Origin of the sequence: Acinetobacter sp. A22, assembly GCF_030913345.1 — a bacterium.
Lineage (GTDB): Bacteria > Pseudomonadota > Gammaproteobacteria > Pseudomonadales > Moraxellaceae > Acinetobacter > Acinetobacter junii.
In genome coordinates this window covers 1,366,408-1,388,962 of the sequence record NZ_CP133162.1, presented here as the reverse complement: position 1 = coordinate 1,388,962, position 22,555 = coordinate 1,366,408, and the positions used below count along the sequence as shown (strand labels likewise).

Below are 22,555 nucleotides of genomic sequence, written 5' to 3'. Positions count from 1 at the left end.
AATCAAGAGACAATAAAAAAGCCCGAAAATCGGGCTTTTTTATGTGCAACAAATTAGTTAGCTAATGCTTTAATTTGAGCGTTTAAGCGGCTCTTGTGACGAGCAGCTTTATTTTTGTGGATGATGCCTTTGTCAGCCATACGGTCGATTACAGGTACAGCTGTTTTGTAAGCTTCAGAAGCTACAGCATAATCACCAGCAGCGATCGCATTTACAGTACGTTTGATGTAAGTACGAACCATAGAACGCAAGCTTGCGTTGTGTTTACGTGCTTTAACGTTTTGACGAGCACGTTTTTTAGCTTGAGCAGAGTTTGCCACTCGTGCACTCCTTGAAAATAAGTTGGTCTGGGCGGGCTGAAGTTAAAACCAATAAAATATTAGCAACATTCACCAGCCCGTAAACAAGTGCCATATTTTGAGGAAACTAAGCCCCGAAGTCAAGCCTTGTGATACTTTTAAGTACATTTAACAGGTGATTATCTTGCAAGAAAACGTTACATTAGTCCAAGTGATAACTTGAGCGAAATAAAAATGAAAATAGGTGCGAAGAAGGCAATTATTATTGGTGCGACAGGTTTAGTCGGTTTGGCTTTGATTGAACAATTACAATCGTCTGATGACTTTGAATCAATCACGGTGGTTGTTCGTAAAAAAACTGATAAATTAGATGCTTATACTAAAGTGACGCAGTTCGTTCTTGAAGATTTTTTATTACTTAATGACGAAGATGTAAATGGTTTTACCCATGCTTTTAGCTGTTTGGGAAGTACGATCAAACAGGCTGGTTCTAAAGATAAATTTTATGCAATTGATTATGAAATTAATGCGCATTTTGCAGATTTAATTCAAGATAAAAACATTCATCTGTTAATTGTTAGTGCGCTTGGAGCGAATGCTAATTCGCCGATTTTTTACAATAAGGTAAAAGGTCAGTTAGAAGATTATTTAAAAAAATTGTCAATTTATAAGTTATCGATCTTTCAGCCTTCTTTGTTGATTGGAAAACGTAGCGAAGTTCGTTTATTGGAAGATACAGCGCAAACACTGTTTAAGCTTGTAGAAAAAACGTGGACTAAGCCGTTTAAATATAAGCCTATCAGTGCAGAACAATTGGCGCATACTATGGTGATTGCGGCTCAAACACAAACAGCAGCATTTAAACTATATGATAATTTAGCGATTCAGCAGACCCAATAAAGGAGAACTTTTGTGACAACAGTATCTTTCGTTACCTGTGACTTATTAGATGATAATCCAGATAAAGAGTTGCAAGTTGTAACACCTTGCATGGATGGTAAATTTTTTAAGAGCTACGGCGCACGTAAGACGTTTGGCGGTCAGATCGTTACCGTTAAATGTTATGAAGATAACTCTCGTGTTAAAGAACTTTTAGCGACCGATGGTACGGGTAAAGTCTTGGTTGTTGATGGGGGTGCATCAATGCGTTGTGCTTTGATGGGGGACTTAATTGCTGATTCGGCTGTAAAAAACCATTGGAATGGGGTGGTAATTTACGGTTGTGTACGTGATGTCGATGCAATTGCGGAATTAGACCTGGGTGTGCATGCATTGGCTGCAATACCGCAAAAAAGTAATCGTAAGGGCATAGGTGAAGTAGACATCACATTGTATTTTGGTGGTGTGACCATTAATTCTGGGGATTATATCTATGCAGATAATAACGGAATTGTGATTGCCAAAGAAAAACTAGTCGACTGCTAAAAGGATAACAGTATGCTTAAAATGGTAAGCCATCAGTTTAAAGTTTTACAATCAGTAGCTGCAACACTTATCGAAGGTGGGCGTGGTGTGTCAGGAACACCATTTCCGAATCAGCCTGAAAAACCAATCAAGCTATATGAATTTGAAGGTTCACCATTTTGCCGACGTGTTCGTGAAGTTATTACGCTTCTGAATTTGGATGTTGAAATCTATCCATGTCCGAAAGGTGGTGAAAAATACCGTCAAATCGTAAAGCAAAAAGGTGGGAAAAAGCAGTTTCCATTTTTAATTGATGAAAATACAGGTGATCAGTTATACGAATCACAAGACATTATTCATCATTTATTTAAGCATTATGGAAAAACGGGACAAACTCCAAAAAAATATAGTCATTATCCTAAATTGCCGTATGTATCGACTTTGGCTACTGTTGCAAATGCAGCTCGTGGTGTTTGGATTAATAAGAAAATTATTAATCGCCCAGCGCCAACAGAGCTTTTAGAGTTATGGAGTTTTGAAGCTAGTCCGTATACGCGTTTAGTACGTGAAGTATTATGTGAATTAGAATTGCCTTATGTGTTGCACAATGTGCCGAAAGAGCGTTGGCAAGATATGGGTCCTGCGATTTTGCGTTTAAAACCGGGGAAATATATTCCACTACCAAATGGTAAGCGTGAAAAGACTGTTGAAATCATGGGGCGTGATATTCAGGTTCCATATTTGGTTGATCCGAACACGGGTGTGAAAATGTTTGAATCAGCTAAAATTGTTGAGTATCTAAAGAAACAGTACGGACAATAAATATTGAAAAAGCACCTTCAAGAAGGTGCTTTTTTTATCATTTGGTTGTTGCACTCATGATTGTTTTACAGGTTAAATACTTTGGTTAATATTGTGATGTGATCAACTAATGTTCAGTCAGTTATCTAGTTTATTCAAAAGCTCAAAAGAGACACCAGAACAATTGTTTTTGAAAGAGCATGCTTTAACCTTTGATAAGGAGTGTGGTGCTATATTGAAGGGTGTAAAACTGAATGAACTGTGTTTTCGTCTGGAGTATTTTTCAAATCGAAAATTAGATCACTTTGATGATTTGGCAAAGTTGTTTGAAATCAGTCCACAGATAAATGAAAAAATTGATTTAGAAATTCATTCGCAACGTTTTGTAGAACGTTTGGGGAATACAGAAGAAAATCTCAAAGAGTTCAAAGAAATGATCAAAATTTTGAATGATTATTATGTGAAATTTCAAAGACCAAGATAAGCCAATATGTCCTTATGAATAGTAGTATAAAAAAAGCTGAATCAGATGATTCAGCTTTTTTGTGGGTAATCTAGCAATTATTTTTCAATAATAGCAGTTACACCTTGACCACCAGCAGCACAGATCGAAACTAAGATACGACCTGAACCTTTTTGGTTTAAGATTTTCGCAGCAGTCGCGATGATACGACCACCAGTAGCAGCGAATGGGTGACCAGCAGCTAAAGAAGAACCTTTAACGTTTAACTTGCTACGATCAATTGAACCTAAAGGTGCATCTAAACCTAAACGCTCTTTACAAAATTTCTCATCTTCCCAAGCTTTCAAAGTAGAAAGAACTTGTGATGCAAATGCTTCATGGATTTCATAGTAATCGAAATCTTGAAGTTTAAGGCCAGCACGCTCAAGCATACGTGGAACTGCATAAGCAGGCGCCATCAATAAGCCTTCTTTCTTGCCAACGAAATCAACTGCAGCTGTTTCAGAGAAAGTTAAGTAAGCTAGAACTTCGTGACCATTTGCTTTAGCCCATTCTTCAGAAGCTAAAAGTACACATGAAGCACCATCAGTAAGTGGGGTAGAGTTACCCGCTGTCATCGTTGCAGCTTCGCCTTTACCAAATACTGGTTTTAATTTTGCTAATTTCTCAGCAGTAGAGTCAGCACGTAAGTTGTTGTCACGGCTTAAACCTAAGAATGGAGTAATTAAGTCATCGAAGAAACCTTCTTCGTATGCTTTTGCCATTTTTTGGTGAGAAGCTGCAGCTAAAGCATCTTGATCTTCACGAGCAATACCCCACTCAAGAGCAGTAATTGCTTGGTGATCACCCATAGATAAACCAGTACGTGGTTCACCATTTTTAGGTGCATCCATAAGATCTTTAACATTGATTTTAGATAAAGCTTTTAAACGATCTTTACCAGTTTTAGCAATGTTAAGTTCAAGCAATGCTTTACGTAAACCATCACCGAAAGCGATTGGAGCGTCAGATGTTGTATCAACACCACCAGCGATACCTACTTCGATTTGACCTAAAGCAATTTTGTTTGCTACTTGGAATGCTGCTTGCAAACCAGTACCACAAGCTTGTTGAAGATCACAAGCTGGAGTTTCAGGAGCAAGTTGAGTATTTAACACACACTCACGTGTCATGTTGAAGTCACGGCTGTGCTTTAATACTGCACCTGCAACAACTTCACCTAAGCGTTGGCCTTGTAGGTTGAAACGCTCAACCAAACCGTTTAACGCAGCTGTAAACATATCGATGTTTGAAGCTGTGAAATATGCGCCGTTAGAGCGAGCGAAAGGAATACGGTTACCGCCGATAATGGCTACACGACGAACGGTGTTTTGGCTCATGGTTTTATCCTGTTGAACAGAAGGTTTGGTTGTTTTAGCTGAAGCTGCTTTAGTAGATGTTGAAGAAGCAGTGCTTTTGGAACTACGACTGGTAGAACGAGTACGAGTCGTTTTAGTTGTCGTATTAGCTGCTTTAGGAGTTGTGTTAGCAGCTTTACGTGTAGTAGAAGTTGCTTTTGATGTATTTGACACATTCTCTTGAGCAGAATTTTCGACTGCTGGATTTTCTTGAGTTGTTTTGCTCATAAGGCTTTTCCAAGCATAATTGCGATATTCTCACTATAACATTAGCATATTTCAAATACTGCTGTATTGACTAGAATGACGCTTTAGACCACATTCAGGTCAAGACATCATGACATGAACTCAAGTATGATTTGCTACGAGTCAATCAGACATTGATTTTGTGTTCTAAGGTCAACACGTCATAAATGTTTGAAAAAAATTCATTTGTATGAGAGATAATAATCATGACTGATCAATACCAAGCATTTACACAATCTCCTTTGGGTAAATTTGTTGTAAAAAATTTAGGTTTGCCATCGCCAGCTGCTCTAGACCGTTTTGAAAGTGCGCAACCAGTTGTAAATGGTGCAGTATTGCTTGGCGCAGCACCTTCAAGCACGATTTCTGCTTCTATTGCTCAAATTCTTAGCAATATCCATGCAGACAGCTATGTAGGTAATAATGTTGAATTACAACAAACAGCTGCAAAAGTTGGTTTAAATCTTCGCCCTTTAAATGCAGATGATAAAGAGTCTAAATTTAAAGCAGTTGTATTCGACGCTTCTGGTATCCAAAATTCAGAACAATTAAAAGAGTTGTACAACTTCTTTAATCCAATCGCTCGTCAAATCTCAAATTCTGGCCGTGTGATTGTAATTGGTACAACGCCTGAAACAGCTAAGACTGTAAAACAAGCAATTGCGCAACGTGCACTTGAAGGTTTTATCAAGTCTGTTGGTAAAGAATTCAAAAAAGGTATCACTGCTCAAGTGGTTTATGTTGATCAAGGCGCTGAAGCAAATCTTGAATCAACTTTACGTTTCTTAATTTCTCCTCGTTCAGCATACGTTTCTGGTCAAGTGATTCGTGTATCTAAAGCAGATAATGTTGACCTAGATTGGGCTAAACCTTTAGCGGGTAAAACTGCTTTAGTTACTGGTGCAAGCCGTGGTATCGGAGAAGCGATTGCAAATGTATTGGCACGTGACGGCGCGCATGTAATTTGTTTAGATGTTCCACAACAACAAGCTGACTTAGAGCGTGTTGCTGGTTCTATTGGTGGTTCAGTATTAGCAATCGATATTACTGCTGCTGATGCAGGTGAAAAAATCAAAACTGCTGCTGCGAAGCAGGGCGGTTTGGACGTGATTGTTCACAATGCTGGTATTACACGTGACAAAACTTTGGCGAATATGAAGCCTGAGCTTTGGGATTTAGTGATTAACATTAACTTATCTGCTATCGAGCGTGTTAATGATTACTTACTATCTAATGATGGTTTAAATGCAAATGGTCGTATCGTTTGTGTATCATCTATCAGTGGTATCGCTGGTAACCTAGGTCAAACAAACTACGCTGTTTCTAAAGCAGGTGTAATTGGCTTGGTTAAATTTACTGCACCAACTTTGAAGAACGGTATTACGATCAATGCTGTAGCACCAGGCTTCATTGAAACTCAAATGACAGCTGCGATTCCATTTGCGATTCGTGAAGCGGGTCGTCGTATGAACTCAATGAACCAAGGTGGTCAACCAGTCGATGTAGCTGAAGCGATTGCATGGTTTGCTTCAACGGGTTCAACAGGCGTAACGGGTAATGTTGTGCGTGTATGTGGTCAAAGCTTACTAGGTGCTTAAGCATTAGGGTTTTGAAGAGGGGTGCGATAGCATCCCTTTTTTATAGAAAAATATCAAAAGGTTAACTATGAATACTCGTCATTTTAGTGAATTACCAAAGCCTTACTTAGCTTATCCAAAAGTTATTCAAGGTCTTATCTTTAAAAAGCCAAAAGGCGAAAAAGTATTACCACAAGTTGAATACGTGGTTGATACTCTTAAAATTGATACGAAACATTTAGAAAGCTATAACGAAATTTGTGGTTTCAAAAATGATGGTTTCGTACCAGCAATTTACTTAGCTGTGTTATCTCAAAGCTTACAAATGCATATGATGACCAGTGAAGCATTTCCATTTGCAATTTTGGGTTTGGTTCATATCCGTAACCAAATTAAACAAACTCGTAAAATCGGTGTGAATGAGCAAATTACGCTTTCTTGCAAATTTGGTGAGCTTAAACCACACGATAAAGGTTTGCAGTTTGATTTTATCACGACTGCAAAAGTAGGTAGCGAAGTGGTGATGGAAAGCTTAACGACTTATTTATCTCGTCAAAAGGTTGAGAAAAAAGCTGCTGAAAAATCTAAAGAAGCTCAAGAACCTTCATATCAACCTCAAGCTGAATGGAATATCTCTGAGAATACAGGTCGTCGTTATGCGATGATTTCTGGCGATTTTAACTTGATCCATATCCATGCTGTTACAGCAAAAGCATTTGGTTTTAAACAAGCGATTGCACACGGGATGTGGAGTAAAGCAAAAGCTTTGGCGAACGTTCAACTTCCAGATGCTTATGAAGCGGATGTATGGTTTAAATTGCCTATGTTCTTACCATCTACAGTTGAATTTTTAACTGCTACAGATGCTAAGCAAACTGATTTCCTGATCCGTAACGTGAAATCGAAAAAACCTCATGTCGCTGGGACTGTAAAAGCAATTTAAGATGTAATTTTCATTGAGATCTATCTCTTCTGTTCGCAGGAGAGATTTTCTTAAAAATAATATTATAAGGATGTGTGCTTTGATTAAAGAATTTCTTTTTGCCAATACTGAAAACTACCATGGCACTGTTGATGAACGATTCAAAGATTTAGCAACTCAATTTAGCCGATTCCAAGATGCTCGAAGCCATGAAGGCGGAGCTGCTTTGGTTGTGTATTTCCAAGGTCAAAAAGTTGTTGATATTTTTACTGGTAAGAAATCACAAAATGAAGCTTGGCAAGCTGATACTTTAGCAATGTGTTATTCAACGGGCAAAGGAATTCTAGCGACTCTTGCACATATTTTGGTCAGTGAAGGTCTATTAGACTATGATCAGCCAATTGCAAAATATTGGCCTGAGTTTTCTCGAAACGGAAAAGAAAATATTACCTTACGTCATGTCCTTTCGCATCAAACTGGTTTATTTGATATTCGTAATCTCATCGAGACCGCAATAGAAATGCTCGATTGGCAACATATGTTAGATGTTGTAGCTGCTGCGACACCGAGATTTGCAGCAGGACAAAGTTATGCTTATCAACCATTAACCTATGGATGGATTCTTGGTGGTGTAATAGAGAAAGCAGCCAAGCAACCTTTAAGTTGGTTGATGCAACGTTATCTAGTCCAACCTCTTGAATTAGATGGTGCTTATTTTGGAACTCCGACTAGTGAATTAAGTCGAGTGGCTCGCTTATTGGAAAGACCGAAACCTGCAACATCAGCTAAACCTCATTCCAAAAAAGACAAGCAACCACGTAAAGCCTCATTGTCTGAAAAATTATTAGAATTATCTGGTCAAAGCCCGCAAGATTTTCAGGATGCCATGATTCCAAAAGGTATGCGGAATTTTAGTTTTTATAGTGATGAAGGATTGCAAGCTGTTATTCCAGCAGCAAATGGCGTATTCACAGCGAATAGCCTTGCTAGAGTCTATGCAATGCTTGCAAATAAAGGACAATGGAAAAATCAGCAACTGATTCGCCCAGGTGTATTTGAGCAGTTAAGTTCAGTTCAAACCACTTCACGAGATCGTGTTATGCCAATTCCGATGCACTGGCGTTTAGGTTATCATCGTATTTTGACGATGGGTAAACGCGCACCACATGGCTTTGGACATGTCGGCTTTAATGGTTCTGGTGCTTGGTGTGATTCAGATCGAGAGCTTAGTTTTGCTTATACGCATAATTTTAATATTACCTCCGCAACTGGAGATTATCGTTTGTGGGGGCTAAGCCAAGAAGCTTTACGCTGTGCAGATGCAGTGATTAAAGGAAGAAAAGGGTGGTTTTAACCACCTTTTTTTATTATTAGAACATAAAGCTGCTTCTAGTTTCTCTTAGAAAACAACTCATTTTCAATCATAAAGTATGGCTGCTTATAATTAATAATTGTTAAATAAAACTTAATAAATAACTGCATCGTGTGCGGTATTAGACATTGTTTTTATGATTTTAGATTTAGTCCTAATTAATCAAGTTAAGCTTGCATTAATTGTAGGTTTTTGAAGTAAATTTGAACGTATATGCAAAAAATATAAAAATATATTCAAAATAAGTTTATGATATATATGTTTATATAGTGAAAAATAAACTTAATTGGTGTGGTTGGTTTTTGATATTGTTGATCGTGCAAAAAAAACACAAAAAGGATTATTATATGAAATTTGGATTAAAAGCCATCTGTTTTGCTGGGATGATAGCTGCTTCTGCCGTGTATGTATCAACAATTTTATCTCCAAATCAGATTAACAATACAGGTAATATCCCAAGCGGATACAGTGACTTAACTTTTGTATTGTCGAATGGAAATTGGGTAAAAAATGTTTATTTGCCGACGACTGCTAACCATCTTGATAAAGTGACGATTCAATCAAGTGCAGCTTATAAAAGTTATTTAGATACATCGAATACCAATTTGCCGATTGAAGTATTAGAAATCCAAAGTGGTGATAGTTTTCAATTTGTATACGATGCAAACTTAAAGAAGTGGTTAGTCCAGCTCACCACAGTTAGCCCAGTAAGTGGTTCACAATATGAGCAAGTTGCACTCTCAACAGCAAAAATTCAGCATGTGCTTATTGCTGATGGTAAGTGGGCAGGCACAGTTGCATTACCTTCGAACGTAAATAATGGCACTTTGGTCCAAATTACTTCAACTGCTGGCTATCCATCACAGTTAGCAAAAGATAATTTACTTTTCCCGAGCAGTTTTAACTTAAATAAAGGCACTGAATATTGGTTTAAGTACAATTCAGCATTACAAAAATGGGTGCCTGAATATATTAAGCCATTGAAATTAAATGTGAAGAATATTGGTAGTTCGCTTAGTAGTGTAACCTCACCATTAACTGAAGTAAGTTTTGGTGATGCAAATTGGGTTCCAAACTTCACGCTACCATCAACTGCAAATGATCGAGATCGTGTAGTCATTAAGTCCTCAGCGACTTGGTCAGCAAAAATCGCAAATACTCATGTAAATACTGCAGCTACCTTAACTTTGAAAAAAGGGGATCAGTATGAATTTATGTACGTGAGTGATCGAGCACACTGGGTATTAATGTCATCTCCGATCAAAACAATCGATGCAAATACAACTGTTCCTTCAATTTTACCTAGTATGACTGAGCCAACTTTAAAGGTAAAAATCTCTAATACAAATTGGAAGCAAACATTGAATCTGCCGAGCTATGCACAGGTAGGTGATAAAGTGATTGTGAGCTCTACGGCTGATTCGAATAGTTTTATTGTAGCAGCGAATGGTCTTTCTGCAACGATTAAAAATGGTGAAAACCGACGTTTTGGTTATACTAGTCAAGGTTGGGTTGCTGACAGTTATGTCGTAGATATGTTGTTGGTTAATAGTCCTGAAGTCACAACAATTTTAGGAGAAAGTGCAGCCAAATTACGTTTGATCGAGGGTTTAAATTTAACCAATCTAACAGCTGAAAACTCATCTGCTAAGTTCTACCTACGTGAGGTTGGCTACATCACTTATAAGATTCCTGCTGCATCTCTACTAGATGCGATCAGTGTAGGGCGTTCTGATACAACAGTTCAGTCAGAGCGTAAACGTGTATTAGCTGATGGGGTTTATTATCAAGGTAATGAACCAGGTGCTGGTGGGTGTGGTTGGGCTTGGATCAATGCTAGTTCTTACAATATGATTGGTGCAAATGATGTTGCAGATTGTTCAGTTGCTGCGATGCGTCACGATGTTGGACATAACTTGGGTATCTATCATGGTGACTCAACTAATATTGGTTCAGGATTTACACATCCATTGGGAAGTACGGCATTAGGTGGAAATAACCTAAACTTCTACTCTAGTCCATATTTATATAATCCGAAATATGGTGTTCGTCTAGGCGAAGAGGGTGTGAAAGATGCGGTAAGTGTCATCAATACAAATGTTATCCGTATTTCCCAATACAACTAAGTGGTTATTTTGAATGAAAAATAAAAATATTCTACTTTTGCTTGCAGTCACGCTAGTCGTGGCTGTGGGTTTGGTATTTTTCTTAAAGCCAGACCAAGCAACAGCATCTGCCCAAAATATAAACCCTGATAAAAGTTATTCAAAAACCTCTGTGGCGAATGGTGAATATGCCCGCAAAGATTTGAAGCTGTCATCTGCTGATTTAGCAAAAGTGAAAACTGAAACGGTTTTATTTCATGAGATTCAAGATCAAGATTTAAAGAATAGTGAGGCATTACCTCTAGCGAAAAGCGGTAAAGGGATGATGATCTCCTATAATCAAAATATTATCGAAACTAAAAATGTTGGTGATACTGTTAAATTTCAAATGCTTGAATATGGTGTTAACCGAGAAGGCAAGATTGTTGAAATTGAGAGAGTAGATGATGATATTTTGCGTTGGCGCGGTCAATTTAATCAAGGAAGCCCTGAGAGAAATTATTTTACGATTACGCAGAGTCAAAAAGATCAATATACGATTATTCAAATATATAGCGATAAAGGCAATTACACTGCGGAAATAAAAAATGGCCAAGGTGTTGTTCAAAGTATGGATCAAGGGGTAGAAGATGAGGAGTTACATGCGCATGATCATTAACTTAACCATATTACCTTGCTTAACTCATTACTCTTAAGTCTACTTCTTTGAAAACCTTCTAAGGACAGGTAGTGGTTAGTTTTAACTTAATTAGCTTGAATGGGGAGGAATATGATAAATCACTGCTTGATATTTTTTCTCATTCTTTTTACCCGTTACTACTCCACCCAAAAATTCCGCAAGTTTTCGACTCGCATGATTATCAATAGCAACAGGATATAAGAAATATTCAGGTTGTATTTTTTGAGAAGCCCATCGAAAAACTTCAAAAAGAGCCTCTTTTGCATATCCTTGACCATGATGGTCTTCTCGTATCCAAAGACCCAGTTCAGGTGTAGTTGTATGAACGCGATGTACGCCAATCAGTCCAATAAAAGTATGAGTCTCTTTGCAACGCAAAACAAAGTGATGATCTGTATTTTTAGATTCTGCTAGTACCCATTGCTGTCCAATTTGTTCTAATGCTTCAAAATTCTCAGCAGGTTCCCATGACATATAACGAGTCAATGTTTTAGTTATACAAGGGTAAATATCTACTAAGTCTTTTATTTGAAATACAAATAGGCTAACTCTTGGGCTATGTAATATTGGTAATTCGAAATTCATTTATTGAATAACTCAGCTTGCAAAATAGCTTCAGTATGTCGTTTAAAGTCTAAATCATTTAGACCATTCAGACCTAGTTTATATATACCTTCCAAACCACACACAAAAGCAATTAATCGCCAAGCTATGTCTTGGCTTTTTGATGTGAAGGAAAATTCATGAGCTGCTTTACCTTCTTCAATCATGTTGACTATAGAAGTATGCCAATCTTGCATCGCAATATTGTAAGCATTTTTAATTTCAATATCTTGATCAATTAAAACTTCGGCTTCGTTCCATAATCTTAAATAGGGTTGAACTTGTTCAATATTTTCACAACCGAGTAGTAAGGAGACGCGTTGTAGATAGCTAGTAGTAATTACTTGGGTCTCGATTTCATCTAATTGTTGCATTAGCTTAACAAATGCTTCGGCTTTCAAATGTGAGTTCGAAGCAAAGTGGTGGTGTACTTGACCTGTTGATGTTTGAGCTTCAGTAGCTATGCGACGCACAGTCATCGCAGAAAAGCCTTCATTCAGAGCAACGTTCATTGCAGCTTGCAAAATCATTTCACGACGTTGATCTTTATTTAAATAAGCCATATTTCCAAAACCTTAGAGTTGATTTCACAAGCTCATACAAATTAACGTACATTTATAATTTGGACAAGTGTTCAAAATAATCTACAATTATTCAAATTTGAACATATGTCCAATTTGGAGGCGTTTATGTCCAGCAAGTGGTTAATTCTTGCAATCGTTGTTTTGATCTATCTTCCTGTGTCGATTGATGCAACTGTTTTACATGTAGCGACTCCAACTTTAAGCGAGTCTCTATCTTTATCTTCCAACGAGTTATTGTGGATCATTGATATCTATTCGTTGGTCATGGCTGGTCTAATTTTGCCAATGGGGGCGTTAGGTGATCGAATAGGTTATAAACGTCTAATGATGATTGGTGGAACTTTATTTGGTCTTGCTTCACTAGCGGCAGCTTATTCTTCGACGGCTTTTGCCTTAATTGTTTCACGTGGGTTACTTGCAGTTGGGGCTGCAATGATTTTACCTGCAACTTTATCTGCAGTACGCAATACTTTCCTTGATGAAAAACAACGTAATATTGCCTTGGGTATTTGGGCAACTGTTGGTGGTGGAGGAGCTGCTTTTGGACCGCTATTAGGTGGGTTTTTATTAGAACATTTTCATTGGGGTTCGGTTTTTCTGATCAATCTACCAATTATGCTTACCGTCCTCATTTTCACTGTATTCATCATACCGAAGCAGATAGGGCAGCCGAAACAAAGCTTAAATTTACTCCAAGCGATTATTTTGGTGGTTGCAATTCTGAGTATGATCTATGCAGTTAAATCGGTCATGTATGGATTTACAATTTGGACTGTATTGATTTTTGCGATTGGATTGGGTCTTTTGGTTTGGTTTGTTCGAAAACAGTTGCGATCAGAATCCCCAATGATTGATATTGAGTTGTTTAAACACCCTGTCATTGCAACGGGCGTAGTTATGGCAATTGTATCCATGATGGCATTGGTTGGTTTTGAGTTGCTCATCTCTCAAGAACTTCAATTTGTTTATCAACTTTCGCCGTTGGCAGCAGGGGCATTTATTTTACCCTTCATGATTGCGATTAGTTTAGGTGGTCCAATCGCAAGTATGTTGGTCAATCGTTTCGGTCTACGTTCAGTTGCATCTATTGGTATGTTGATGAGTGCAATAAGTTTGTGGGGTTTAGCCAATACTGATTTTATGCAAACAAAAATACAGGTATGGGTATGGATGGTTGTTTTAGGTCTGAGTGTAGAAATTGCATTACTTGCTTCAACGTCTGCGATTATGTCTTCAGTTCCACCAAGTAAAGCGACAGCTGCATGAGCGATTGAGGGTATGGCTTATGAACTGGGTGCAGGTTTAGGAATTGCCTTTTTCGGCTTGATGCTTTCATGGTTCTACGCAAACTCGATTATGCTACCAACTAATGTACCGCATAGCATGATTGAACAGGTGAGCAGTTCGATTGGTGAGGCAGTTCAAGCTGCTAAGCAATTAGATTCCACGATTGCTCATCATGTAATTACAGCTGCGAAGCAGGCATTCAGTCAATCGCATCGTTCAGTATTGAATGTCGCTGCTTTATTGTTTTTGATTTTATCGATTTTTATTTTGTTTACATTGCCAAAGAAAGTAATCGCAATTGATGATTAGCAATCACCCTTATCCAAAGCAAGCTTGGATAAGGGAACTCTTAAGGAACATTGATTCTAAGCTCTCGTAATATCTTACAAAGTTGAATCATTGGTAGTCCCATTAAAGTGGTTTGATCATCACCAATCATTTTTTCAAATAGGCTGATACCCAAGCTTTCACATTTAAAACTACCAGCACAATTTAAAGGCTGATCAATTTCAATATACCGTTTTATTTCGTTTAATGTGAGCTCTCGAAATTTAACTTGATAATGTTCAACCAGTGTCGTCTCAAAACCTGAATTTAGGTGTTGAACACTAAGCGCCGTACTGAAAAAAACAGTTTTTCCTGAGTTTAATTGGAGCTGTTGAATTGCTTTTTCAATAGATAGCGGCTTGCCAATAAACTCAGATGGGTTATGTTCACGCCATGCGACTTGATCAGAACCAATCACAATCGCATTGGGATGTTGCTGTGAAATAACTTTTGCTTTTTCATAAGCTAAACGTTTTGCTAAATCATCAGCATGAATTTCATCTTTAGCCGATTCATCAATATCTGGTGAAATGCAACGATAATCCAAGCGTAAACGATCCATTAAATCTTTACGTGTTTGGCTGCTTGATGCCAATATTAATTCAATATTGCTCATTAAACTGCGTATTCCACTAAAACATTCAGTGGTACGTAATGTAGAACGGCATTGTGGCAGGCATTTAACTTAATAGGTGGAGCATGCCCAGCTTGATAAGCTTCAACCCAACGAGTCACACATATACACCAAAAATCACCAGGTTTTAGCCCAGGAAAGCCTACTTCAGGTAATGGTGTAATTAAATCATTACCAACTTTTTGAGAGAAGTTCAAAAAATCTGAGGTCATTTGAGCACACATGGTATGTTGACCTAGATCGGTGATCGCTGTGTGGCAGAAACCATTGCGAAAATATCCAGTTATCGGATCGTAACAGCAACTCGCTAAAGGCTCACCAAGTACATTTAAACGATTAATTTTAGGATCTGGATGTATAGACATAATATGTATATAGATTTAATGACGATGTTTATCATAATCAAAAGTGACGCTTTCGCCAGCTTTTCTGCAAAAAAACTCACCTTTATTTTTGAGAATCATTTAAAATTGTGCCGTTTTTAAAATCAACTAGAGAGCCATCCATGAATTTTCAGCGCATGACTGATCTTGATTTAGCAGGTAAACGTGTTCTTATTCGTGAAGACTTAAACGTACCTGTAAAAAATGGGGAAATTACCAGCGATGCACGTTTACGTGCTGCATTGCCAACCATCAAAGCGGCTGTAGAAAAAGGCGCAGCAGTTATGGTGTTTTCTCATCTTGGTCGTCCTGTAGAGGGTGAGCCAAAACCAGAACAATCTCTTGCACCTGTAGCAGCGTATTTAACGAAAGCTTTAGGTCAAGAAGTAAAATTATTTACCGATTACTTAGATGGTGTGGAAGTTGCTGCCGGTCAAGTCGTTTTGCTTGAAAACGTGCGTTTCAACCATGGTGAAAAGAAAAATAACGAAGAGCTTGCAAAAAAATATGCAGCACTTTGTGATGTATTTGTTATGGATGCATTTGGTACGGCACACCGTGCTGAAGCATCAACTGAGGGTGCAGCACGTTTTGCTCCAATCGCAGCAGCAGGACCTTTATTAGCGGCTGAATTAGACGCTTTAGGTCGTGCAATGCAAACACCAGAAAAACCAATGGTTGCAATTGTTGCTGGTTCTAAAGTTTCAACTAAATTAGATGTATTGAACTCACTTTCTACAATCTGCGATCAATTAATCGTAGGTGGTGGTATTGCGAATACTTTCCTTGCAGCAGCGGGCTTCAATGTAGGTAAATCACTTTACGAAGCTGATTTGGTAGAAACTGCAAAACAGATCGCTGCTAAAGTAAGCGTTCCATTACCAACGGATGTTGTTGTTGCTGATGCAAGTCAAATTGATTTTGGTGACTTCCTAGGTTCTTTAGCAAATGCACAAGCAATTGTTAAAAAAGTAGAAGATGTTGCTGATACTGACATGATTTTAGATGTTGGTCCTGAAACAGCGAAAGCATTTGCTGAGATCTTAAAAACATCTAAAACAATCCTTTGGAATGGTCCAGTAGGTGTGTTTGAGGTAGATCAGTTTGGTGAAGGAACTAAAGTGCTTTCATTAGCAATTGCTGAATCTGCAGGTTTCTCAATTGCGGGCGGTGGTGACACACTTGCTGCGATTGATAAATACGAAGTTGCAGATCAAATCGGTTATATCTCGACAGGTGGTGGTGCTTTCTTAGAGTTTGTTGAAGGTAAAACTTTACCAGCTGTTGCCGTTTTACTTGAGCGTGCATAGTCGTTACTAATCTTTTGATTTATATAGAAAGACATAAAAGAAGAGCCGATATAAATCGGCTCTTTTACTTTTATATTACAAATCAGTCATAAAACTGTCACATATTTGAAATATCCTTGTCATCAACTTAACCAAGTAACTGTGGAAAGCCGTGATGAAATTTAAATTAACTCTTGCCGCTTTAATTATTGCTCCAATCATGTTAACTGCATGTTCAAAAAAAGAAGAAGCGAACAACGCTGAACAGCAAGAACAAGCAGCTTCAACTGTATCTACACAGACTACTCCAGAACAACAAGCTGCGATTGATGCAATCGACAAACCGAATTTAGATGAGAAAAATACTGATGTTGTCGAAAGTGCAGCATCAGAAGTTGCAGCGAGCGAAGTTCAATAAGCTCCTCGCTAATAAAGAAAGCCGATGTGATAACATCGGCTTTTTTTATTTAAGTATTTGCTTTGCAGTAGAAGGTCAATGTTGTTTGATAATCATCATCTTTGGCTAAAGAGGCATTCTTACCTGTTAACGTACCAATTACGCCAGCAGCAGCTTCAACTAATCTTCCAGTTTCTTCATCCACAACATCTTTTAATACACCTTGATATGCTGTTTTTTCGTCCACAACAACAGGGCTAGTATTTCGCGTACAGGTCTTTTGAGCTGCGCTAATCGCATTATTTTTAGAGATTAGGTTGGTTTTACCAATCCCAGTGACTTCATATTGATTATTTTCTTTTTGTATTGCCAAAGTGTTGGTTGGGGTAGATGCACAAGCTGTTAAACCGATTGCCAAGCCGCCAATTAAACTCATTACTAATGCTTTATTCATTGCTTATTCTCAGGTCGTTAGATAATTGTATTATTTGAACATATAATTTTTGAACGCTTTTGCAGGTTATGTACAGTTTGTAGTGAGGCTCTGTTAAATTTCTCAAATTGATGATTAAGCAGGGATTAAACGTGGTGGAAAATAGTGAGATTATGCTAATCTAGCAAAATCCATGTGTTAGTTAGATTCATTTAAATGACGGACTCAAATATAGAGACAATTCATCAAAATATTCATCAACGTCAATCTATTGGGCAATTAATTGAGCCAGCACCAAATACACAACAACTTGAAAAAGCAGTGCAAGCTGCACTTACTGCTCCTGACCATCATCGTTTGAAGCCTACTAGATTCGTTGTAGTAACACCTGAATTACGTGCCGCTTTTGGTGAGCATTTAGCTAAAGCTTTAGCTGATTTAGGTGAAACTGATTCAGCTCAGTTAGAGCGTGTAAAGCAGCATCCTTTTCGTGCACCGTTATTAGTATTAGCATTAACAACTATCCAAGATCATCCAAAAGTTCCGCATTTTGAACAGATTCTTAGTACTGGAGCTGCTGTTCAAAACTTCTTACTCTCTTTGCAAGCGCAAGGTTTTGCTACGATGTGGCGATCTGGTGCTATCGTGGAGTCTAAATGGCTCAAGCATCAATTGGGTTTAAACGACCAAGATCTTATTTCAGGTATTATTTATATTGGAACTGCTGCTAAAGCGATTGCTCCACGCGCAGAGATTGCTACTGAAGATTTCTTAAAAAATTGGCAAGCAAGCTAACTTTTAGATTGAATGATGAACTAAACGAATAAATGAATTTCAGGATAAAAAATGGCAGAGTTAAAATTTAGTGATTTAGTTGAACCAGTTGCAGTAGATCAAACAACAGCATTAAGAATTACCGTATTAGGTGGTGGCAGCTTTGGTACAGCAATGGCGAATTTGGCTGTACGTAATGGTTGTGACACGATGATTTGGATTCGTGATGCAGCTGCAGCTGAAGAGATCAACCAAACACATATTAATAAACGTTATTTACCTGATTACACCTTAGAAACGGGTTTGCGTGCGGTTTCTGATTTGGAAGTGGCTGTGCGAGATCGCGATATTATTTTAGTCGCGATTCCAAGTCATTCATTCCGAGATGTGCTCAAGCAAATCGCACCATTTATCACAGCTCAAGCGGTTGTTTCGCTTACTAAAGGAATTGAAGCAAAAACTTTTAGTTTCATGAGTGACATTATTCGCGCAGAGTTGCCTGAAGTACCTTATGGGGTTTTATCAGGGCCAAATTTGGCAAAAGAGATTATGGCTGGTATGCCATCTGGTACGGTGATTGCGAGCGAATCAGAACTAGTGCGATATGCGGTTCAGCATGCATTACACAGTGCGCTATTTCGTGTATTTGGTAGCGATGATGTACATGGTGTTGAGCTGGGCGGTGCATTGAAAAATATTTACGCAGTCGCAATGGGGATGGGGGCTGCTTATAATATTGGTGAAAATACTAAGAGTATGATTTTAACTCGTGCTTTAGCAGAAATGAGTCGTTTTGCTGTCAAGCAAGGTGCTAATCCATTGACGTTCTTAGGACTGTCAGGTGTTGGAGATTTGTTTGCAACTTGCAATAGTCCATTGAGCCGTAATTATCAAATTGGTTATGCACTTGGTTCTGGAAAAACACTTGATGAAGCAACTAAAGCATTAGGTCAGACTGCTGAAGGGATTAACACGATTGTACAAGTGCGTGCCAAAGCTCAAGAATTAGATGTATACATGCCAATTACCAATGCATTGTATGAAGTTATTTTTGAGAATGCACCGCCGATGACAATTGCGCTTTCTCTAATGAAAAATGGTCATCGCAGTGATGTTGAATTTGTTTTGCCTCACCATGAAGTCTAATCAAAAAAATGTCATCATATTTGGTTAAACTCAAGCATTAATAATAAGGTATTTATATGCAATTAACATTAGTAAGACATGGTGAAGCATCTCCTGCGATTAATGGTGATGATACGCAACGTCCTCTGACAGAGCGTGGACATCAGCAAGCTGAAGAAACAGGAAATTTCTTAAAAGATATTATTCAACCAGAAATTTTTGTAGTTAGTCCATTGCTACGTGCACAAGAAACTTTGGCACATATCAAAGCGCATTTTGAGGGTGTTCCTGTTTTAATTTGCGATAAAATTAAACCAGATGATGATGCTAAAGATGCGATAGAATGGCTATCAAAATTATCATATGAATCAATTGCAGTTGTATGCCATATGAATGTAGTAGGGCATATTGCGGAGCAATTAACGCATGAGAATTTTAATCCATTTGCATTAGCTGAAGCTCGAATTTATGATCAGGCTGTGATTGCAAATGGCTTATCAACACAGAAAAAAAGTTTTACGCCAACAATATAAAATCTTATATCCTATATTTGGATAAAAAAGGGTACTAAACACCGATGCTGTATTTATGGATGCCTGAAACCAATGGAACATGGTATTGGTCGACTGGAGAAAATTGGTTACAGGCCAACAGCCTAGAACAATTAATTCAAGACTTACATGAGCACAACGGAAAAGAAACAGTTGTTTATTTTCCAAGTCGAAATGCTCAATTAATGCAGCAAACTATGACGAAGTTGCATTTCAAGCAATTAGGTCAGGAAGGCGTTAAGTTTTTGCTTGAAGAGTTTGTTACGCTTCCGATTGATCAAATGAAAATAGTACATCATTTTCAGAGTGATCAGCTCAGTGTGCTCGGTGTTGCTCAATCTACTATTGAAACTTGGCAACATGCTTTAAGCCTATTACCAATACAAATTATCGCTTTTTTACCTGATTTTTTAATATTGCCAGAACCTGAGCCGAATCAAATCATCATTGCAAATTTGTACGGTAATCTACTTGCAAGAGAAAATGAATGGTCAGGTAATTCAATAGATGATTTGGCACTATTCTTAGAATTTCAAAATCCTGCTACTGAATACAAATTTGCAAATTTAAGTCCTGCACAATTGGACTGTTTAGCTGCAGCATCAACACAAGATCAAGTAACAGAATTTAGTTATCAATTTCATAGCCTAAATCGTCCTAAGCAACATCCATTGAATGTCTTACCAAAAGCAAAAAATAAAGAAGTTGAATGGTCAGGTTACTGGAAAGCTGCTGCATGTGTATTGGTTGCAGTCATTTCTGTTCAGTTAGTTTATGATGGTTTACGCTGGTCTAAATTAAAACGCGTTGCTGATCAAACTGCGGTTCAGGCGATTGATCAATATAAATATTGGTTTGGTGAAAATAGTCGAGTAACTGAGCAAAATATTAAAAGCCAGTTTGAAAGCCAGTTAAGAATGAGTCAGCTTGGAGATACACAGGCTTTATCTTTATTGAGTCGAGTTGGTCCTATTCTTATGCAAAAGCAAATTGTGGCTCAGCAAGTGAGTTATGATGCATCTGTGTTAGCGATGTCGCTCAAGGCAAAATCAGCGGATGATCTTCAGGGCTTAACGCAACAATTAAATCAACAAGGATTTCAGGCTGAACTTGGTAATGTTCAAGCTGATACAGTCGGCGCAATTGGCTTGGTTAAGATTAAATAATGAAAGCATTGAATAATATACAAAACCGTATTGATCAAAATATTGAAAGATTAAATCACTATCTTCAAGGACTATCGGTTCGTGAACGAGTCATGGTTGTTTTTACAGCAGTGTTTTTAACTGTTGTCATTATAGGTTTTGCATTGTGGAAAATGCATTCTCTTGCCGATCAGCAGCAAAATCGTTTAAATGAGCTGAAAGATTTAACGGTTTGGATGCAAAGTAACGCAGCAACAATGAAACCAGCAAATGATCTGGATCTTTCTCCTGCAGATAAGATACAGCGTACTGCTCAGCAACAGGGTTTAGCAGTATCATCTCAGCAAAATGGCGATCAAATACAATTGATTGCAGAACATCAAAATTATGCAGTACTTGCGAATTTCTTGATGCAACTCTCTCAAATGGGTTTAAGTATTCAAAAAATGGATATGATTTCTACCAATAATCAGATCAAATTAACGGCAACGGTGCAATAAATCATTTCTAATTTCTAGATATTTATTTTTACTAAAAATTGAGATATGCCAGCATTTAGCTTTTTTAAAGGCTTTTACATTAAGTACAGCCATATTTTTAAATCTAGATTTTTCCAATTACTGTTTTAAGTATTGATTCAAGGCGCATTAAAGCAACGACTCTACAAAATAAGCGCCTGTCAAGCATGGTGTTTTGTTTAGCCTAAGCCTATAATACGCATACTTGAAAAATCAGTAGACTGTGATTGGTATGTTATATTCATTGGCCCGCCCTCTGTTGTTTACTTTAGCACCAGAGCGTGCACATGAACTCACACTTTCTATGCTCGACAAAGCTTATAAGCTAGGTTTTATGCATCAAAAAGTTGCAAATAAACCTGTAACTTGTATGGGAATTGAATTTCCAAATCCAGTAGGTTTAGCTGCTGGTTTAGATAAGAATGGTGCACACATTGATGCATTGGCAGCACTAGGTTTTGGTTTTATTGAAATTGGTACAATCACACCACGACCTCAAGCAGGAAATCCTCAACCACGTTTATTCCGTATTCCAGAAGCCAAAGCAATTATTAACCGTATGGGATTTAATAATGATGGGGTGGACAAGCTTGTTGAGAATGTCAAAGCTTCAAAATTCAAAGGTATTCTAGGCATTAATATCGGTAAAAATGCGGATACCCCTGTCGAAGATGCAGTATCAGATTATATAATTTGTTTAGAAAAAGTTTATAACTACGCATCATACATCACTGTGAATATTTCATCTCCAAATACAAAAAACTTACGCAGTTTGCAAAGTGGCGATGCATTAACAGAGTTGTTACAAACATTGAAAGATAGACAACTAGAACTTGCTGAACAATATAATCATTATGTTCCTTTGGTTCTTAAAGTTGCACCAGATTTAACGATTGAAGATATTAATTTTATTTCTACACAATTACTGAAATTTAAAATTGATGGCTTAATTGTAACCAACACTACGCTTGGAAGAGACGGTGTTGAAAATCTCCCGAATGGAAATGAAGCTGGTGGATTATCAGGTGCACCAGTGTTTGAAAAAAGTACTGAATGTTTACGCCAATTTTCTAAGATCCTAGATGGGCGTATGCCTTTAATCGGTGTTGGTGGAATCGTTTCTGGTGATCAAGCCGTTATTAAACAGCAAGCTGGCGCAAGCTTAATACAAGTCTACAGTGGATTGATTTATACAGGTCCAACACTTGTTAAAGATTGTGTTGATGCGATGACAGTGTGA

General features: G+C 37.8%; 24 protein-coding genes and 1 pseudogene. 18 read left to right on the top strand and 7 right to left on the bottom strand.

Translation table 11 applies throughout. The annotated features are described in order from the left end of the window. Window positions 1–53: 53 nt before the first annotated feature. The gene (rpsT, locus tag Q9Q86_RS06930; protein WP_004639414.1) at window positions 54–320 is read right to left on the bottom strand and encodes a 30S ribosomal protein S20; all 267 of its coding nucleotides are present in this window, start codon (window positions 318–320) and stop codon (window positions 54–56) included. Window positions 321–533: 213 nt separating this feature from the next. On the opposite strand from rpsT, the gene Q9Q86_RS06925 reads away from it, so the two are divergent. The 4 genes from Q9Q86_RS06925 to Q9Q86_RS06910 all read left to right on the top strand — a co-directional run bounded on the left by Q9Q86_RS06925 (window position 534) and on the right by Q9Q86_RS06910 (window position 2,988). After that, window positions 534–1,199: an NAD(P)H-binding protein gene (locus Q9Q86_RS06925; RefSeq protein ID WP_004911991.1), complete on the top strand. Its 666-nt coding sequence runs from the start codon at window positions 534–536 to the stop codon at window positions 1,197–1,199. A 12-nt stretch (window positions 1,200–1,211) separates the two neighbouring features. Continuing rightward, window positions 1,212–1,724: a ribonuclease E activity regulator RraA gene (gene rraA / locus Q9Q86_RS06920; RefSeq protein ID WP_004962721.1), complete on the top strand. Its 513-nt coding sequence runs from the start codon at window positions 1,212–1,214 to the stop codon at window positions 1,722–1,724. A 12-nt stretch (window positions 1,725–1,736) separates the two neighbouring features. Beyond that, window positions 1,737–2,525 (top strand): glutathione S-transferase N-terminal domain-containing protein, encoded by a 789-nt coding sequence (locus tag Q9Q86_RS06915; protein ID WP_004911986.1) that lies wholly within the window; start codon window positions 1,737–1,739, stop codon window positions 2,523–2,525. A 109-nt stretch (window positions 2,526–2,634) separates the two neighbouring features. Further along, entirely contained in the window at window positions 2,635–2,988 is a 354-nt protein-coding gene (locus Q9Q86_RS06910; RefSeq protein WP_099948828.1) for a hypothetical protein, read from the top strand. Window positions 2,989–3,065: 77 nt separating this feature from the next. On the opposite strand, the gene Q9Q86_RS06905 is transcribed toward Q9Q86_RS06910, so the two are convergent. After that, a complete protein-coding gene (locus tag Q9Q86_RS06905) occupies window positions 3,066–4,592 on the bottom strand; it encodes an acetyl-CoA C-acetyltransferase (protein WP_004954925.1) in 1,527 nt (508 codons plus the stop codon). A gap of 224 nt (window positions 4,593–4,816) precedes the next feature. Here Q9Q86_RS06905 and Q9Q86_RS06900 point away from each other — a divergent pair, with 224 nt between their 5' ends. The 5 genes from Q9Q86_RS06900 (at window position 4,817) to cpaB (ending at window position 11,244) form a co-directional block, all read left to right on the top strand. Continuing rightward, window positions 4,817–6,208 carry a 3-oxoacyl-ACP reductase gene (locus Q9Q86_RS06900; protein WP_004911977.1) on the top strand — a complete coding sequence of 464 codons (1,392 nt, stop codon included), beginning with the start codon at window positions 4,817–4,819 and terminating at the stop codon, window positions 6,206–6,208. Window positions 6,209–6,275: 67 nt separating this feature from the next. Then, on the top strand, window positions 6,276–7,130 hold the full coding sequence (locus Q9Q86_RS06895; RefSeq protein ID WP_004962709.1) for a MaoC/PaaZ C-terminal domain-containing protein: 855 nt from the start codon (window positions 6,276–6,278) through the stop codon (window positions 7,128–7,130). Window positions 7,131–7,209: 79 nt separating this feature from the next. Next, window positions 7,210–8,463 (top strand): serine hydrolase, encoded by a 1,254-nt coding sequence (locus tag Q9Q86_RS06890; protein WP_112987069.1) that lies wholly within the window; start codon window positions 7,210–7,212, stop codon window positions 8,461–8,463. A 365-nt stretch (window positions 8,464–8,828) separates the two neighbouring features. After that, window positions 8,829–10,607 (top strand): metalloendopeptidase CpaA, encoded by a 1,779-nt coding sequence (cpaA, locus tag Q9Q86_RS06885; RefSeq protein WP_112987067.1) that lies wholly within the window; start codon window positions 8,829–8,831, stop codon window positions 10,605–10,607. Window positions 10,608–10,620: 13 nt separating this feature from the next. Beyond that, the gene (gene cpaB, locus Q9Q86_RS06880) at window positions 10,621–11,244 is read left to right on the top strand and encodes a metalloprotease secretion chaperone CpaB (protein ID WP_112987066.1); all 624 of its coding nucleotides are present in this window, start codon (window positions 10,621–10,623) and stop codon (window positions 11,242–11,244) included. Window positions 11,245–11,334: 90 nt separating this feature from the next. Here the strand turns inward: cpaB and Q9Q86_RS06875 are convergent, their stop codons facing one another. Together Q9Q86_RS06875 and Q9Q86_RS06870 are read right to left on the bottom strand one after the other, a co-directional pair. After that, window positions 11,335–11,850, bottom strand: coding sequence for a GNAT family N-acetyltransferase (locus Q9Q86_RS06875; RefSeq protein WP_112987065.1), 516 nt, complete (start codon window positions 11,848–11,850; stop codon window positions 11,335–11,337). Then, window positions 11,847–12,431: a TetR family transcriptional regulator gene (locus Q9Q86_RS06870; RefSeq protein ID WP_112987064.1), complete on the bottom strand. Its 585-nt coding sequence runs from the start codon at window positions 12,429–12,431 to the stop codon at window positions 11,847–11,849. The genes Q9Q86_RS06875 and Q9Q86_RS06870 overlap by 4 nt, the downstream gene beginning before the upstream one ends. Before the next feature lie 126 nt (window positions 12,432–12,557). On the opposite strand from Q9Q86_RS06870, the pseudogene Q9Q86_RS06865 reads away from it, so the two are divergent. Beyond that, window positions 12,558–14,048: pseudogene (locus tag Q9Q86_RS06865) on the top strand (SmvA family efflux MFS transporter). 40 nt (window positions 14,049–14,088) lie between these two features. Here Q9Q86_RS06865 and Q9Q86_RS06860 read toward each other — a convergent pair. Both Q9Q86_RS06860 and Q9Q86_RS06855 read right to left on the bottom strand, forming a co-directional pair. Then, window positions 14,089–14,682 carry a nucleoside triphosphate pyrophosphatase gene (locus Q9Q86_RS06860; protein ID WP_112987063.1) on the bottom strand — a complete coding sequence of 198 codons (594 nt, stop codon included), beginning with the start codon at window positions 14,680–14,682 and terminating at the stop codon, window positions 14,089–14,091. After that, window positions 14,682–15,065 (bottom strand): DUF2237 family protein, encoded by a 384-nt coding sequence (locus tag Q9Q86_RS06855; protein ID WP_004911941.1) that lies wholly within the window; start codon window positions 15,063–15,065, stop codon window positions 14,682–14,684. The genes Q9Q86_RS06860 and Q9Q86_RS06855 overlap by 1 nt, the downstream gene beginning before the upstream one ends. Before the next feature lie 140 nt (window positions 15,066–15,205). Here Q9Q86_RS06855 and Q9Q86_RS06850 point away from each other — a divergent pair, with 140 nt between their 5' ends. Both Q9Q86_RS06850 and Q9Q86_RS06845 read left to right on the top strand, forming a co-directional pair. After that, window positions 15,206–16,393, top strand: a complete 1,188-nt coding sequence (locus tag Q9Q86_RS06850; RefSeq protein ID WP_112987062.1) for a phosphoglycerate kinase — start codon at window positions 15,206–15,208, stop codon at window positions 16,391–16,393. Window positions 16,394–16,547: 154 nt separating this feature from the next. Then, window positions 16,548–16,790, top strand: coding sequence for a hypothetical protein (locus tag Q9Q86_RS06845; RefSeq protein WP_112987061.1), 243 nt, complete (start codon window positions 16,548–16,550; stop codon window positions 16,788–16,790). A 49-nt stretch (window positions 16,791–16,839) separates the two neighbouring features. Here Q9Q86_RS06845 and Q9Q86_RS06840 read toward each other — a convergent pair whose 3' ends face one another. Continuing rightward, the gene (locus tag Q9Q86_RS06840) at window positions 16,840–17,223 is read right to left on the bottom strand and encodes a hypothetical protein (RefSeq protein ID WP_004911933.1); all 384 of its coding nucleotides are present in this window, start codon (window positions 17,221–17,223) and stop codon (window positions 16,840–16,842) included. Between the two features lie 195 nt (window positions 17,224–17,418). Here Q9Q86_RS06840 and Q9Q86_RS06835 point away from each other — a divergent pair, with 195 nt between their 5' ends. From Q9Q86_RS06835 to Q9Q86_RS06810, 6 genes are all read left to right on the top strand, one after another. Further along, window positions 17,419–17,997 (top strand): nitroreductase, encoded by a 579-nt coding sequence (locus Q9Q86_RS06835; RefSeq protein WP_112987060.1) that lies wholly within the window; start codon window positions 17,419–17,421, stop codon window positions 17,995–17,997. A 51-nt stretch (window positions 17,998–18,048) separates the two neighbouring features. Continuing rightward, a complete protein-coding gene (locus tag Q9Q86_RS06830; protein WP_112987059.1) occupies window positions 18,049–19,122 on the top strand; it encodes an NAD(P)H-dependent glycerol-3-phosphate dehydrogenase in 1,074 nt (357 codons plus the stop codon). A 56-nt stretch (window positions 19,123–19,178) separates the two neighbouring features. Then, window positions 19,179–19,634 carry a phosphohistidine phosphatase SixA gene (gene sixA, locus Q9Q86_RS06825; protein ID WP_112987058.1) on the top strand — a complete coding sequence of 152 codons (456 nt, stop codon included), beginning with the start codon at window positions 19,179–19,181 and terminating at the stop codon, window positions 19,632–19,634. A 44-nt stretch (window positions 19,635–19,678) separates the two neighbouring features. After that, on the top strand, window positions 19,679–20,818 hold the full coding sequence (gene gspL / locus Q9Q86_RS06820) for a type II secretion system protein GspL (protein WP_087540992.1): 1,140 nt from the start codon (window positions 19,679–19,681) through the stop codon (window positions 20,816–20,818). Then, entirely contained in the window at window positions 20,818–21,297 is a 480-nt protein-coding gene (gene gspM / locus Q9Q86_RS06815; protein WP_004911921.1) for a type II secretion system protein GspM, read from the top strand. Before gspL ends, gspM begins: the two co-directional genes overlap by 1 nt. A gap of 250 nt (window positions 21,298–21,547) precedes the next feature. Further along, complete coding sequence (locus Q9Q86_RS06810) at window positions 21,548–22,555, top strand: quinone-dependent dihydroorotate dehydrogenase (protein WP_112987068.1); 1,008 nt, start codon at window positions 21,548–21,550, stop codon at window positions 22,553–22,555.

Bases quoted from the DNA above. Each gene is read 5' to 3' on its own strand.
- Q9Q86_RS06925 (WP_004911991.1), top strand. From the start codon at position 534: ATGAAAATAGGTGCGAAGAAGGCAATTATTATTGGTGCGACAGGTTTA.
- Q9Q86_RS06915 (WP_004911986.1), top strand. From the start codon at position 1,737: ATGCTTAAAATGGTAAGCCATCAGTTTAAAGTTTTACAATCAGTAGCT.
- Q9Q86_RS06910 (WP_099948828.1), top strand. From the start codon at position 2,635: ATGTTCAGTCAGTTATCTAGTTTATTCAAAAGCTCAAAAGAGACACCA.
- Q9Q86_RS06905 (WP_004954925.1), bottom strand. From the start codon at position 4,592: ATGAGCAAAACAACTCAAGAAAATCCAGCAGTCGAAAATTCTGCTCAA.
- Q9Q86_RS06900 (WP_004911977.1), top strand. From the start codon at position 4,817: ATGACTGATCAATACCAAGCATTTACACAATCTCCTTTGGGTAAATTT.
- Q9Q86_RS06895 (WP_004962709.1), top strand. From the start codon at position 6,276: ATGAATACTCGTCATTTTAGTGAATTACCAAAGCCTTACTTAGCTTAT.
- cpaA (WP_112987067.1), top strand. From the start codon at position 8,829: ATGAAATTTGGATTAAAAGCCATCTGTTTTGCTGGGATGATAGCTGCT.
- cpaB (WP_112987066.1), top strand. From the start codon at position 10,621: ATGAAAAATAAAAATATTCTACTTTTGCTTGCAGTCACGCTAGTCGTG.
- Q9Q86_RS06875 (WP_112987065.1), bottom strand. From the start codon at position 11,850: ATGAATTTCGAATTACCAATATTACATAGCCCAAGAGTTAGCCTATTT.
- Q9Q86_RS06870 (WP_112987064.1), bottom strand. From the start codon at position 12,431: ATGGCTTATTTAAATAAAGATCAACGTCGTGAAATGATTTTGCAAGCT.
- Q9Q86_RS06860 (WP_112987063.1), bottom strand. From the start codon at position 14,682: ATGAGCAATATTGAATTAATATTGGCATCAAGCAGCCAAACACGTAAA.
- Q9Q86_RS06855 (WP_004911941.1), bottom strand. From the start codon at position 15,065: ATGTCTATACATCCAGATCCTAAAATTAATCGTTTAAATGTACTTGGT.
- Q9Q86_RS06850 (WP_112987062.1), top strand. From the start codon at position 15,206: ATGAATTTTCAGCGCATGACTGATCTTGATTTAGCAGGTAAACGTGTT.
- Q9Q86_RS06845 (WP_112987061.1), top strand. From the start codon at position 16,548: ATGAAATTTAAATTAACTCTTGCCGCTTTAATTATTGCTCCAATCATG.
- Q9Q86_RS06840 (WP_004911933.1), bottom strand. From the start codon at position 17,223: ATGAATAAAGCATTAGTAATGAGTTTAATTGGCGGCTTGGCAATCGGT.
- Q9Q86_RS06835 (WP_112987060.1), top strand. From the start codon at position 17,419: ATGACGGACTCAAATATAGAGACAATTCATCAAAATATTCATCAACGT.
- Q9Q86_RS06830 (WP_112987059.1), top strand. From the start codon at position 18,049: ATGGCAGAGTTAAAATTTAGTGATTTAGTTGAACCAGTTGCAGTAGAT.
- sixA (WP_112987058.1), top strand. From the start codon at position 19,179: ATGCAATTAACATTAGTAAGACATGGTGAAGCATCTCCTGCGATTAAT.
- gspL (WP_087540992.1), top strand. From the start codon at position 19,679: ATGCTGTATTTATGGATGCCTGAAACCAATGGAACATGGTATTGGTCG.
- gspM (WP_004911921.1), top strand. From the start codon at position 20,818: ATGAAAGCATTGAATAATATACAAAACCGTATTGATCAAAATATTGAA.
- Q9Q86_RS06810 (WP_112987068.1), top strand. From the start codon at position 21,548: ATGTTATATTCATTGGCCCGCCCTCTGTTGTTTACTTTAGCACCAGAG.